The following is a 13708-nucleotide window of genomic DNA, read 5'->3' on the forward strand; positions in this document are numbered from 1 at the left end:
TTCATGCGTAATAGTCGATGAAGTCTTCCAGTGAGGACTGGACTGTGTTTTTTCTGGAGGCGCTTTTGATTGATGGGATATGCGGCAATATGTTTGTTTTAAGTTCATTGGCCACGGCAGCCATGTCGTTATCGAGTGCTTCGACAGTGTTGTCCGACATGATGTCAAGCAGTGCGGCAAACAGTCGATATTCATCGCTGCCCGCCCGGTTGTCAGGATCCAACGGAGCATCATTCTGGCCTACCAAATAATCCAGAGGGTTGAACAGCTCAAAACCGAAATACTGATCCTCCGCCAGGAGTATCGTGAAGTCCTTTCCAAGGTTGACTCGGGTGAGCGCTTCTTTTTTAGTGGGAGGGCGCATGAAGCAAGACAACTGTCGGCCAAGAGGATCAAATAGTCTGAGCATGGTCGGCAGAACGTTAAAGACCGGCTTATGAAGTTTGATGCGGCCGGTTATTGTTTTATCGATCCTGAAAGTAGCCAGATGATTTTCTCCTGGTACGGAGAGCTCCAGGCAAGCCAGGTCGCCGTTTTCAGAGAATGAAAAGAGATCCGAATTCTCTGAAATCCAATGCTCGGAGTTCGTATGCGGTTTGCGTGATGTGTCGAGGCGGACCACGGAAGAATTGGTGTCGAAAACCCATCTGACAGACGCATCCTCATAATAGAGTTGCGAGGTTTCTATCAATTCAATGTCGGGGGTAATCAGCATTTTTAAAAACCGTCCATTTTGGTCGCGGGGGGGATGAACTCACCGTTTGGTTTCGGGATTTCCCCTTTCAAAATCATATCAGGTGTTATTGGCAGGCCCGGATCAGTGGATTTGCCGCCATAAATAGCCGCACCGCTTTCGCCACGGGGTCCGCCAGGCCCATAGCTGGTAATCACGTTCCCCTGAGCCCCACCCTTGCCATGGGTTACCACGATATTGCCTTCATTGTGGAATATCAGGTTGCCGTTCTTGGCTTGGTAGACCCCTTGAGGGCTACTTAAAACATGTTGCTCCAAGTCATTACCCAATCGCCCGTGATAATCCTTTCCACGTCGCACCTTTCCATTTTTGGCGTTGCCAATGATTTTGCTTATCGGGCACCCGGCGAGTCCGAGTGGGTCGATCCAGGTGATCGGATTTCTACCGTAAACGTATAGATTTATTCCTCCCGCCAAACCGATGGGGTCCGGGGTGGTGAATCGTCCTATATCGGGGTCATAAAATCTGAGTGTGTTGTAGTGCAACCCGGTTTCACGGTCCAGGTATTGGCCCTGAAAGCGCAGGTTTTGTTCTTCGATGTAGTAGGACTCACGAGTTTCCTCAGTCGTATTTCCCCAGACACGATACCGGGCCTGCCATACCTTACTGCCATCCGCCTCAGTTAGTTGCTCGGGCAGACCATTGAGATTGTTGTGGTAATAGCGAATGCGCTGATGTTCACCGGTGCCATCCACACGGGCCAGCGGTTCATGGCTACCTGCTTCATACAAATACAGGCTGGTTTGGCTGTGGTGATGTTCTTGGAGCAAGCGCAGGCCGTCCCAGTCAAATCGAACTTGCGACAGGCAGCGCCCTTGGTTGTCATGCTCTGTTTTGGCAATGCGCCTTCCGATCGGGTCATAAGTCATTTTGACCACGGTTTCCCGCTCACCCTTTAAGTTGCGTATTTCGATCAGCCGGTGCTCTGCATCGTAGGCAAATCGTTGCAAGCCGCGGGTATTACTGCGTTTTTCGATCATTCGACCAAAGGCGTCGTACTTGTAACGCTTATCTTCGTAGACAAGCAGTCGGTTGAGTCGAACCAGACTGCTTTGTCGTGGTGCGTCCAAAAGGTTGGCCGCCGCGTCGTAGGCATAGGTTTCGCTCTGGCCCGGCTGAAGGCTTGCAAGGATCCGCCCGCTACTGTCGTAGCCCTGTTGCTCTCGATGATCATGCTGGTGGTTGATATGCCGGCGCCCGATCAGGTTGTCGCTGGGATCGTAGGTGTAGTCGGTCTCCACCACCGGTGGCAGTTGCCAGGGTTGGTCAATGGTGCGGCGTTGATGTGAGCGAATCCGGCCACATCGGTCGTAGGCTGTACTCGTCTTTTGCTGGCCTTGAGTGCGTTGTATTTCACGATGCAGGCGGTCACGCTCGAAGTCGCTGATGACCTGTCCGTTGAGATTCAACTGATGAAGGTGGCCGCTGCCGTAGTACAGGCGGTTCAGCCAACGACCGTCGGGCAACTGGGTCTGAATCAGGTTGCCCAACTCGTCATAGTGATGCTGCAAGGACCCTGCAGTGCTTTGCTCCTCCAGCAGTTGCCCCAGCGCGTCATAGCGAAAACCCAGTACTTGCTCTGCACCGTCAAGTGGGGTGAAGGTGACGCCCAGCAGTTTATCGTTCAGATCATGCTCATAAAGGGTGGTGCCATCCGCAGTGGTTTTGCTGGTCAGACGTCCAACTGGATCTCGCTGAAACTGTCGGGACAACGGCGCTACCGGTTCGCCTTCCTTCCCTGGTAGATGGTCCACGCCTACCACATCATCCAACGAATCATAAATGTAGCAGCGCCGACTCTGGTCGAGATCTTGCTGCTGCACCACGCGGTCGGCCGCGTCCCATTCAAAGCGGTAGCTTTCGTCATTTTCGTTGGTCAGTCTTAAAAGCCGTCCGTAGGCGTCATGATCGAACACAACTGTGCGGTCATGTGCATCCCAGCGTTGGCTGACCTGGCCGCGCAGGTTGTAGGCATAGCGAAAAGTATTGCCGGCAGGGTCGACATAAGTTGTGAGATAACCACTGGCGTTGCGCTGAAATTGTTCGAGGCGACCATCCGGTAGTTGCCGCTCAAGGAGCAACCCCTCAGCGCTGTAGCGATGACGCAGCGATTCTCCTTCTGCATTAGTCCGAACTATCAGGTTGCCGAAAGCGTCGTATTGGTAGCGAGTGGGATAACCCGAACAATCCACTTCTTCGACCAGTTGGCTCCACTCGTTCCAATGAAGTGTCCTGGTTTTTTCCGTGGCATCAATGATGCGCACCGGCTGCCCGAAACCGTCATAGACGTAGCGGGTACGATTTCCCAGGGGGTCGATTTCTTCGAGGCAATTGCCACGCTGGTCATATCGATAGTGGCAACTATTACCCGCAGGGTCGGTTTCGACTTTGGGCAATGCCCAGTGCTCCAGCCACTGTGTGCTGGTGGTTCTGGCGAGTGGGTCTATTACCGCGCTCAGGTTGCCTGACTCGTCGTAATTGAAGTGCCACTGGCCGTTTTTCGGGTCGATCGCGCCTACCAATTGACGGTCTTCGTTCCAATCGAACTGCCAGGTATGGCCCAGGTTATCGGCGTAGCGAGTGATCTGGTACTGCGGGTTCCAATGCCGGGTGCTGACCCGCATCAGGCCGTCAGTGACGCGGGTGATGCCAGCTTCCAGATCGTAGTCGAAAGTGTATTGATCTCCTGCATCGGTCCAGTGACGACTGACGCGCCATTCCGAGCCTTGCGGTCCAGGCACCTCAGCCCATTGGTAGAAGCAGCACAAGCCACTTGAACGTTGGTGTTCGATCATGCGCCGAGCACTGTCATAGGCGAAGCGCCGCTGGGTTGCGCCTTGTGCATCCACCACCTCAGCCAAGTCGCCGGAGTGGTCATAGCGATAGCTGACGAGTATGTCGCTGCGCGCATCGAAATGGTCCTGGCGCAGGTAACGCCGTTCGATGTGGCTCACGCGCCTTGGGTGTTCAGCCGAGTAGCTCAGTTCAACATGCATCAAGTCATGGGGGTCGCGCAGGCGATACAGTCGCCCCTGACTATCGTAGTCGAGGAAGATCCGCCCTTCATTACGATCACCCAGAAGGTGCAAGCGCATCCGCGCGCTGTTCAACGGGTCGGTTTCGAAGAGCCGGTACAAGCCTTCGGTACTCTCGATCAGTACCGCCCCCTCTGCGCTGCGCCTGACGGCCAAGCCCTCGCCAGGGCTGAAAGCGCCGCCAGACAACGGGATATAGCCAACCTCTAGGCGGCGCCCTTGCTCATCGATATAGGTAAGGTTTTCATCGGCATCAATCTCTATCGCCACCTCATAGCCGACACTCCAGCCCGCGCCGAAAAGACCATCCTGACGTGTGTCAAGGCTGCTGTAAAAACGCTGCCACACGATGTTGAGCAGGCCGGGCAGGATGAAATCCAGCTCCTCTTCCCCGCCCAGTACCTTGGCCCCCGTCGCGCTGTGCACCGGATTGGGCGAGCCATTCATGGCGCTCTTGAGCGCAGAGGTGACCTTGCTGGTCGCATACGAGACGGCGCCACCGAATACTAAGCCACCCACTAGACACGGCAACTTGGTCCAAAAACATTTCAAGTTGCCCCGCAACGCCATAACCACGGCAATCGCCAGCCCCACCCCCGGCGTTTTCCCGCTACGAATCTCCTGCACCACAATGGTCTCACCACCAATGCGCACATCCGGCGAAATCAGGCCCTCAGCCGTCCCAATCTTCGCGTCGCAGGTACTGCGATCCCCGCTGCGTGCCGCAGGCTGCCCGTTGATGAACACCGAGCTGGAACCTTCGGCAATAAACTGCAGGGGCATGGGTGGGTGCTTGTTGCACGCCACGGTGTCCAGCGGGCACGGCTCGGTGCCGGGGGCGGGCGAGGCGACGGTCGGGCGCCACATCTGCGAGAAAAACTCCCCCGCCATATCCAGGAAGCTGGGTGCTGCCGGCTCGCTGGGCGCGACCGGCACGGCGGTCATCTTGCCGGCTGCACGGGCAGCTTTTTTGCCATTGATAAACACGTTGTGCGAGCCGCCGGTGATGAATGCATCGATCACCGGCGGGAACACCCAGTTGGCGGCGGACTCGCACCAACTGGATATCTTCAAGTCCGCCCCCGTGAGGCCAGCGGTAATCCCGACGACCGCGCCGACCACCAACACCAGTGCCACACCGCCGGTGGCGATGGTCGCACCGGTCGCGAGGAACACTGCCCCGGCAACGGCCAGGCAACCCACGGTAGTGATCGCCGCATAGGCGGCCACTTCCAGCACACCACCGAGAATGTCGGCCATCACCGAGGTGTGCAGCAGTGCGTCGCCTTCGCGGGCAGCCCAAAGATCGTCACTCATCGCTCAGGCTCGACTCAGGGCGTAGCAGTAAAATTGAGCGTGTTTTTGAGTGTCGCCCAATGAGCTGCCTCGGCAGAGCCCAGGGGCTGGGTCTTGACGTAGCTCAGTGCAATCAGTTGGCGGGTGCCGGGTATCTGCATTGCCAGCTGATATTGGTAAATGTTGTCGCTTCCTTTGTTGAAACGGTTCTGTACTTCAAACGCGTCGATGTCCTGCGCCGGACCGACCTTGACCGCTTGCGCCGGGGAATAGCGCAGATCCTTGACCTGCTGCTCGAGCTTTTTCAGCTGGCCCTCGAAATTGCTTTGCAGGCTCTCGCCATCGGCCAAGGGGCTGCGGCTCACCACCAGGGTAGTGCCCAGCTTGGCGAACTTGAGGATATTGATCGAGGTGTCCTGTACCTCGGCATCGGGCAGGGTGAATTGGGCTTCGTTGATCAGGTAGTTCATGGTGGCGAAATCTCGTTATTGACCAGCACCGGGCTTACCGGAAAATTTTGATTCGACGGCGGACTTGATCGTGCTTTGCACGCCTTGGGCACCGGGCGATGTGCCCTTGTCACTGCCCAGGTTGATGTCCAATTTTCCCTTTGTCTGGATCTTGCTGCTGCCGGTGGAAAACAGGTTGAACGAGCCACAGGTCAGGTTGATGTCGCCGCCAGCCTTGAGCTCAATCACGCTGTCGCCGCACACCAGGCGAATACTCTCGCCGGCCTCGATGGTGTAACTCGTGGCGGCGCTGTCGGACTTGGCTGCGCCCACGATCACCGTGTCGTTATTGCGCACAACCCGCAGGCGGTTGCTGCCGATGGTCACCGTCTCGTTATGCCCAATACTTTTATTCCGGTCATGCCCCACCGAGTGGCTTTCATCCACCTCCACGACGATGTCCTGGTTACGCTCGGCATGGATGTACAACTGCTCCAGCCCCTTCTTGTCTTCCATGCGGATTTCATTGAAGTTGGCCGGCGTGCCGCCTTTGCTGGAGCGGCTCTTCATGCCGCTCTGGGTAGCGTTCTCCGGCAAGTCGTAGGGCACCGTCTGCTCAGCGTTGTACACCCGCCCGGTGATGATCGGTCGGTCGGGGTCGCCTTCGAGGAAGCTGACGATCACCTCTTGGCCGATGCGCGGAATCTGCATCGAGCCCCAGTTCTTGCCGGCCCAGGATTGCGACACACGAATCCAGCACGAGCTGTTTTCGTTGGATTGGTCGTGGCGGTCCCAGTAGAAGTGCACCTTCACGCGGCCGTACTGGTCGGTCCAGATTTCCTCGCCCTTGGGGCCTACCACCAAGGCGGTCTGCGGGCCTTTGACGATGGGGCGGTGAGTATTGGCCAGCGGGCGGAAACTTTGTTGGGCGTCGATGCAGGTCAGGCTGCTTTCAAACTGCGCCGAGCCTGAGCCGCCACCGCTTTCCAGGCTTTCCTGCACGATGAAGTAGCGGCAACCGACGATCAGGTACTCGCGGTTCTGGTCCTGGCGACTGAACCCGGTGAGACTGAACAGATGGCCCGAGCCCAGGCCACGCGCATTGCCGCTGAACTCGATCTGTTCATGCAGGGTTTGCAGGGCTTCGATGCGGGTGCGCGCATAGTGTTCGCCGTCGGCGCTTTGCACGTAGGTGCCGGGGTAGTCGTACAGTGGGTAATCGCCGGCGGTGTGCGGGCGCGGCATGGCCGAGCGCACGTCGATGCTCGCGCTGGGGCGCTGGAAGTCGTAGTCGTTCAGCTCCAGCGAGCCCGGCTGCACCTCCTGCGCCAGGTGCCAATTGTGCATATGGTCGCGTTCGCGCTGCTGCTCGTCCTTGGGGTAGTAGGGGATCGACGCATAGCCAGGCACGTTGGTGTGAGCGCCATAGGCGTCGGCCAGCACCAGCACATGGCGATCCTGTTCGTGGCGGAAGAAGTAGTAGATGCCTTCCTGTTCCATCAGCCGGCTGACGAAATCGAAGCTGGTCTCGCGGTACTGCACGCAGTACTCCCACTCGCGATATGGCCGGCTCAGGGCGTCTTCGAAGTCGGAGAAACCCAGGTCGCGGAACACCTGCTTGATGATCTGCGGGATGCTCAGGTTCTGGAAAATCCGGCAGTCGGAGGTGCGGCTGAGCAGCCACAGCCAAGGGCGCAGAGTGACCTGGTAGCTGGCGAACTGGCCCTGGTCAATGTTCTGGCTGCACCGCGCAACGATCCCATGGAAATGCCGCTCGCCGCCGTCCGCCAGTTGCAGGCCGACGCTCATCGGTTTACCCAGCAACTGGTTGAGGTCGATATTGGCGTCCAGGGACGTCAGTTGCAGCTCGTAGTTGAACAGCCGACCCAGCTCTTCACCGCCGCCCATTTCGTTGAGCAGCAGCACATCCGGCCCGAGGGGGCTGGTGATCTTGGCCAGGCGTGAGGCTTGGTTGAATAGCATCGGTTAACCCGTAAGTGTCGTAATAACTGAAGAAACCGAATCCAGTGTGGGAGCTGGCTTGCCTGCGATGGCAGTGGATCAGTCAACATTGATGTTGAATGTCAGACCGCTATCGCAGGCAAGCCAGCTCCCACAGTTTTGATCGTGTTTCTTCAGGTCAATCGTTGAACTGGTAGTGCAGTTCATTATCCCGACTGCTGATCCGCACTCCCGCCAAGGCCTTGCCTTCCAACATGCGCGTGAGGAATTCGCGGCTCATGTCCGGCAGCAGGCTATTGGTCAGAATGGTGTCGATCATGCGCCCGCCGCTTTCAGTCTCGGTGCAGCGCGAGACGATCAGGTCGACCACTGCGTCGTCATACTCGAACGCGACTTTATGGGTGTTCTCCACACGCTTCTTGATGCGGTTCAGTTGCAGGCGCGTGATCGCCTTGAGCATCTCGTCGCTCAGCGGGTAGTACGGAATGGTCACCAGGCGCCCGAGCAGTGCCGGCGGAAAAATCTCCAGCAGTGGCTGGCGCAAGGCCTTGGCGATCTCTTCCGGCTCGGGGATGTTCGCCGGGTCTTTGCAGACGTGGGAGATCAGTTCGGTACCGGCATTGGTGGTCAGCAGGATCAGCGTGTTCTTGAAGTCGATCACCCGGCCTTCGCCGTCTTCCATCACGCCCTTGTCGAACACTTGGAAGAAAATCTCATGCACGTCCGGGTGAGCTTTCTCCACCTCATCCAGCAACACCACGCTGTAGGGTTTGCGCCGTACCGCTTCGGTCAGCACACCGCCTTCGCCGTAGCCGATATAGCCTGGCGGTGCGCCCTTGAGTGTGGACACGGTGTGGGCTTCCTGGAACTCGCTCATGTTGATGGTGATGACGTTCTGCTCGCCGCCGTACATGGCTTCGGCCAGGGCCAGGGCGGTTTCGGTCTTGCCCACACCCGAGGTGCCGGCCAGCATGAACACGCCAATCGGCTTGCTCGGGTTGTCGAGGCCGGCGCGGGAGGTCTGGATGCGCTTGGCGATCATCTGCAGGGCATGGTCCTGGCCGATGATGCGTTTCTTCAAGTGTTGGTCGAGGTTGAGCACAGTCTCCAGCTCATTGCGCGCCATGCGGCCCACCGGGATGCCGGTCCAGTCGGCGACCACCGAGGCCACGGCCTGGTAATCCACGGTCGGCAGGATCAACGGGGTTTCGCCCTGCAGGGCGGTGAGGCGTTGTTGCAGGTCGACCAATTGCGCACGCAGCGCATCGTTGCCACTGTCCACCACACCGGCTTTTTCCCGCAAGGTTGCACGGGTGGCGAGCAGTTCATCTACCAAGGCTTTCTCTTCAGCCCAACGGCTTTCCAAGGTCGCCAGGCGCTCGCGCTCGGCGCTCAACAAGGCTTCGCTGTTGCTCTGGCGCGTACCCGTGGCAATGCCGATCGCATGTTCACGGGCGATGATTTGCAACTCGGTTTCCAGGGCCTCGATACGCCGACGGCTGTCGTCTACTTCGGCCGGTACCGCGTGCAGGCTGATGGCGACGCGGGCGCAGGCGGTGTCCAGCAAGCTCACGGATTTATCCGGCAACTGGCGCGCCGGAATGTAGCGGTGGGAGAGCTTCACCGAGGCTTCCAGGGCTTCGTCGAGGATCTGCACCTGGTGGTGTTTTTCCATGGTGGACGCCACGCCGCGCATCATCAGCAGGGCCTTGTCTTCCGACGGCTCGGCAACCTGCACCACCTGGAAGCGGCGGGTCAGGGCCGGGTCTTTCTCGATGTGCTTTTTTTACTCGGCCCAAGTGGTGGCAGCCACGGTACGCAAGGTGCCACGGGCCAGGGCAGGCTTGAGCAGGTTGGCCGCGTCACCGGTGCCGGCGGCGCCACCGGCACCCACCAGGGTGTGGGCTTCGTCGATAAACAGGATGATCGGCTTGGGCGAGGCCTGCACGTCTTCGATAACCTGGCGCAGGCGCTGTTCGAACTCGCCTTTCATGCTGGCGCCGGCTTGCAACAGGCCCACGTCAAGGCTGCGCAGCTCCACATCCTTGAGCGCAGGCGGCACGTCACCGGCGACGATGCGCAGGGCGAAACCTTCGACCACGGCGGTCTTGCCCACCCCGGCTTCACCGGTGAGGATCGGGTTGTTCTGGCGCCGACGCATGAGGATATCCACCAGTTGGCGAATCTCCTCGTCACGGCCCACGATTGGGTCGAGCTTGCCGCTGCGAGCCTGTTCGGTCAGGTCCACAGTGAAACGCTTGAGCGCTTCCTGCTTGCCCATCGCGCTGGGCGCCATGGCGCCGCTGGCCTCGCCAGGGACACCGGCATTGAAACCGTCGCTGGCGCTCAAGGCGTTTTCCGGCGAGTCACCGACGTATTCATCAAAACGTTCGCTCAAGGCCTCGGTCTTGATCTTGTCGAACTCGCCGGACAAACCCAGCAGCGCATGGCGCAGGCTCGGCGTCTTCAAGATGCCCAGCACCAGATAACCGGTGCGCACCTGGCTTTCGCCAAACATCAGGCTGGCATACACCCAGCCGCGTTCTACGGCCTCTTCCACATGGGAGGACAGGTCGGTGATCGACGTGGAGCCGCGCGGCAGGCGGTCCAGGGCTTCGGTGAGGTCGCGGGCCAGGCGCGCCGGTTCCACGTTGAACTGACGGATGATGCGGTGCAGGTCTGAGTCCTGCAGTTGCAGCAACTGGTGGAACCAGTGGGCCAGTTCCACATACGGATTGCCCCGTAATTTGCAGAACACGGTGGCGGCTTCGATGGCCTTGTAGGCCACGCTGTTGAGTTTGCCGAACAGTGCGGCGCGACTGATTTCACCCATGCTCTGGATTCCTTGAGGTGGTGGCGTGGTCGGCGTAATGCCGGGCCAGGATTAGGTCGTTGGCGTCATGCGCAGGTTGGCCGAGCCAGGTATTGAAGCCCAGGCGGAACTGGCCGTTGAGTTGCAGCGCCGGAACTTCGGGTTGTTGCAAAACCAGGTTCAAGTCCCAGTCCAATTCATGGCCCAGGTACTCGGCCACCCACGCCACCAGCTCGTTGAACGGCTGTTGGCCGGGCAGCATGCCCATGTAGTCATCCAGCGTGAGCGGGCCCAGGCGGATGCGGAATTTGTGCTGGCGGTCCCACACGTGGCTGCCCAGGCAGAAGTCCACGCCCAACTGGTTGGCGCTGACCCCCACGCGGCTGCGTTCGGGCAGTTCCAGCCATTGGCCGACGTATTCTTCGATCTCTACCGGCAGGCCGAAGTACTCGCTGAGGATCGCTTTCAAGCCATCCGGGTAGCGGGTTTGCGCCGACAGATGGCCGCTGTAATGCAGCTTTGCGGTATCGGGGATGAGCCCTTGATTGAGCAGGCTCGGCATCCCGCGGCCACTCAGGGCGGCGAGGCGGGCGGGCCAGTAGTCATCGTCCGGGCGGTCGTGGCTGACCGGTGGCCGCGCCTCGGCCCAGGCCCGATAGAACAGGGTCAGCAGGCGATGGTGGAACACATCCAGGAACTGCTTGCTGGTGCTGTCGGCGTTATTGCGTTGGCGCTCGCGTACGTACTCGGTGATGTGCAGCGGCAGCGGGCCATTGGGGCCGCCGAGGCCGAAGAAGAACTGCTCCAACCGCGCCGGCTTGCCGTCGCCACCGGGGTCGACCGAGGCAAGGGTGGCGGGTGCGAAGGTGCAATCGGCCTGCTGCCCCAGGCGCAGCGGGTCATCGGCCAGGCGCAGGGAATGGCCCAGGCGTGGCAGCTCGGGCGTTTCGCACTCGATGCGCCGCAATGCCTGGAAGAAGTCATACTCCCAGGGCTCCTGGTGCATCGCGTCCAGGGTTCTCACAGGGTCGGACGTCGTCCGGGCTTGGCTTTCCATCGCATGATCTCGCCGCGTTCGGTGGTACGGATCACCGTCTCGGTAAAGCTGTTGATCGACACGTAGCGTGCCAGGAAGCGCTCCAGCACTGCACCGAGCAGGAACACACCGGTGCCGCGAAACGCGTTTTCATCGAACTCCAAGGTGATTTCCAGGCCGCGGCCAAACACAATCGGGCCAGGCATCGGCAGGCGTCGAGTCACCGCCTTGCTGCTGACTTCGCGCAGACCTTCGATCTGCAATTGCAGGGCGGCGTCATTGCTGTCGCCGTACAGGCGCAGCAGCTCGCGCAATGCGCCGGCGCCCTGGCCCTGTTCGCTCAAGGAGAGATAGTTGAGCGACAACTGGCTGATCAGGCGCCAGGCCTTGGCGTCATGTGCGTGGCTGGCACGCGGGCGGCTTGGCCCGGCGACGCACCGCACGGCCAGTACCGGCGCACTGTCGGCCATGGTGAAGTCGGTCTTGCCGTTGCCCACGCTCATGAACAGCGGCAGGTCGCGGTTGGTGCACAGCGCCGTCACGCCCAGTTGGCGCAGGTCATGGCGATACGGCGCCTGGCGGCTGTCCACCAGGCTGACGAAGGTTTCACTGCCTACATACGTGGAACGCGGGCCATTGCGGCGTTGGTCGCTGGACAACACCCGTGGCTCACGGCGCACGCTGTAATACGCCTGGTCGCGGCCATAGCGCGACGGATCGCGCACCGCATAGAACGGCAAGAACGGCTGCTCCGGTCCGGTGCCATGGCCGGTAATGCCGCTCAAGGAGTGAATCTCGAAATCCATCGGCCGCGTACGGTCGGCGATCACGTGGTGTTCGTTGACCCGGTCGGACAAGTGGATGCGGTCCACGCGCTTGGGGAACAGGTTGATGGCGGGCGTGCAGAACGGCAAGAACTGCGCCGCGCCGACACTGCCTTCCAGGCTCGGTTCGTGGCGGTCGAACAACACGATCAGTTCCAGCTCCTTGCCGTCACACCGCTTGACCGCGCGGCTCAACTCGGCGAACTCAACGAACAGGAAGCGATGGGGCAGGGCGAAGTATTCCTGCAATAGGCGATAGCCCTGGAACGCCCGCGCCACCACCGGCATGGCCGCATCGGCATCGTCGAACCCCCGCGAGCGCAGCGCGCTCTGGGGCAGGCGCTCGACCCAATCGCCACCGGGCTGGCGCGCAAACACCGCGCAGGCATTGCCCAGCAGCTGTTCGTAGAGGCGAAACGGTTGTTCATCAGCGCCGCTCAGGTACAGCGGCAAGGTATCCAGGTCGAGGCTGTTGAACGGCAGCTCGGCACCGGTGCGCAGGGTCAGGCGCAGGCCGGCCTTGGCTTTCGGTTCGCTGGCGGCGAGGCGTCCGAGCACGGCGGCGGGGTTGCCGAAATATTCGGCGTTGCTGACCTGCAACGGCCACAGCGTCACCGGGTGCGCGGTACGGTACTCGCAGCAGGTCTGGGTTTCACGGCCCAGGGCGGCACGCAGCACCGTGTCCCGGGGCAGCGGGAAACCGCCGGCCAGGGAGCCTTCATCGGGGTCGGTCTGCAGTTGCACCACGGTCATCGACGGCGTCGGTGCCAGGTAGTGCGGGTAGGCGATTTCCAGCAAGTTATGGGTGAAGGTTGGGTACTCGGCGTCGAGCTTGAGCTGCACGCGGGCCGTGAGATAGGCGAAGCCTTCAAGCAAACGTTCGACGTACGGGTCGGCGCAGTCCATGCCGGACAGGGTCAGCCGACTGGCGATCTTGGGGTATTCCTTGGCGAACTCGGCGGCGCTTTCGCGCACGTGGTGCAGTTCCTGGTTGTACAGCTCCAGCAGGCGCGGGTTCATGGGCGTCTCCGCTGGTCGGCATTCAGCACGCGCACATGGCCGGACTCCAAGTCCACGTCGGTCTGCAACAGCAAACGCAACGGCACCGGCTGTGCCCACAGGTCGCCTTCAATCTCGAAACTCAGGGCGTTGTGATTCATCTCGCCATGGCCCATGCGCGCCTTGACCCGCAATGTGTGGCGCAAAATACGCGGCTCGAAAGTGGCGATGGCCTGGTAAATCAAGGCTTCCAGGGCTTTGATATCGACGCTCGAAGCGCTGTTGCCCGCCAGAGCCGGCAGGCCGTAATTGACCACCGAAGTGCCGGCCTGGGTGTGCAGCGTGGCATCGGTATCGAGTAACGAGGTGGTGTTAAGCAACCACGCCAGGTCACGCAGCACCGAGGCCTTCAATTGGGTCAGGGACAGCACGCGTTTGTCGGCGCTTTCCTTGGGGTTGGTCGGGTCGTCGTCGGTCAACCGGTCCAGCAGGGACGGTTGCAGACGGTCGCGGGAAGCGATTTCAGTTACCACCAAAGCAG

At 60.2% G+C, this 13708-nt stretch carries 7 protein-coding genes and 1 pseudogene; all 8 read right to left on the reverse strand.

Annotated features, from left to right (window positions below):
- Position 1: 1 nt before the first annotated feature.
- Positions 2-715, reverse strand: a complete 714-nt coding sequence (locus CER19_RS26265; protein WP_116668521.1) for a hypothetical protein — start codon at positions 713-715, stop codon at positions 2-4.
- 2 nt (positions 716-717) lie between these two features.
- Entirely contained in the window at positions 718-5106 is a 4389-nt protein-coding gene (locus tag CER19_RS26270) for an RHS repeat-associated core domain-containing protein (protein WP_256660545.1), read from the reverse strand.
- Positions 5107-5120: 14 nt separating this feature from the next.
- On the reverse strand, positions 5121-5555 hold the full coding sequence (locus tag CER19_RS26275) for a DcrB-related protein (RefSeq protein WP_116668522.1): 435 nt from the start codon (positions 5553-5555) through the stop codon (positions 5121-5123).
- Between the two features lie 15 nt (positions 5556-5570).
- Positions 5571-7517 (reverse strand): type VI secretion system Vgr family protein, encoded by a 1947-nt coding sequence (locus tag CER19_RS26280; RefSeq protein ID WP_116668523.1) that lies wholly within the window; start codon positions 7515-7517, stop codon positions 5571-5573.
- A 157-nt stretch (positions 7518-7674) separates the two neighbouring features.
- A pseudogene (tssH, locus tag CER19_RS26285) lies at positions 7675-10329 on the reverse strand (type VI secretion system ATPase TssH).
- On the reverse strand, positions 10322-11365 hold the full coding sequence (tssG, locus tag CER19_RS26290) for a type VI secretion system baseplate subunit TssG (protein WP_116668524.1): 1044 nt from the start codon (positions 11363-11365) through the stop codon (positions 10322-10324). The pseudogene tssH and the gene tssG overlap by 8 nt, the downstream one beginning before the upstream one ends.
- Complete coding sequence (gene tssF / locus CER19_RS26295; protein WP_116668525.1) at positions 11329-13188, reverse strand: type VI secretion system baseplate subunit TssF; 1860 nt, start codon at positions 13186-13188, stop codon at positions 11329-11331. The genes tssG and tssF overlap by 37 nt, the downstream gene beginning before the upstream one ends.
- Positions 13185-13700 (reverse strand): type VI secretion system baseplate subunit TssE, encoded by a 516-nt coding sequence (gene tssE, locus CER19_RS26300; RefSeq protein WP_116668565.1) that lies wholly within the window; start codon positions 13698-13700, stop codon positions 13185-13187. The genes tssF and tssE overlap by 4 nt, the downstream gene beginning before the upstream one ends.
- Between the last annotated feature and the right edge of the window lie 8 nt (positions 13701-13708).

It is taken from the genome of Pseudomonas sp. GL93 (assembly GCF_003408955.1).
GTDB classification, from domain to species: domain Bacteria; phylum Pseudomonadota; class Gammaproteobacteria; order Pseudomonadales; family Pseudomonadaceae; genus Aquipseudomonas; species Aquipseudomonas paracarnis.

What these genes read in the sequence shown, in the direction of transcription:
- CER19_RS26265 (WP_116668521.1), bottom strand. Translation starts at nt 715, where the DNA reads ATGCTGATTACCCCCGACATTGAATTGATAGAAACCTCGCAACTCTAT.
- CER19_RS26270 (WP_256660545.1), bottom strand. Translation starts at nt 5,106, where the DNA reads ATGAGTGACGATCTTTGGGCTGCCCGCGAAGGCGACGCACTGCTGCAC.
- CER19_RS26275 (WP_116668522.1), bottom strand. Translation starts at nt 5,555, where the DNA reads ATGAACTACCTGATCAACGAAGCCCAATTCACCCTGCCCGATGCCGAG.
- CER19_RS26280 (WP_116668523.1), bottom strand. Translation starts at nt 7,517, where the DNA reads ATGCTATTCAACCAAGCCTCACGCCTGGCCAAGATCACCAGCCCCCTC.
- tssG (WP_116668524.1), bottom strand. Translation starts at nt 11,365, where the DNA reads ATGGAAAGCCAAGCCCGGACGACGTCCGACCCTGTGAGAACCCTGGAC.
- tssF (WP_116668525.1), bottom strand. Translation starts at nt 13,188, where the DNA reads ATGAACCCGCGCCTGCTGGAGCTGTACAACCAGGAACTGCACCACGTG.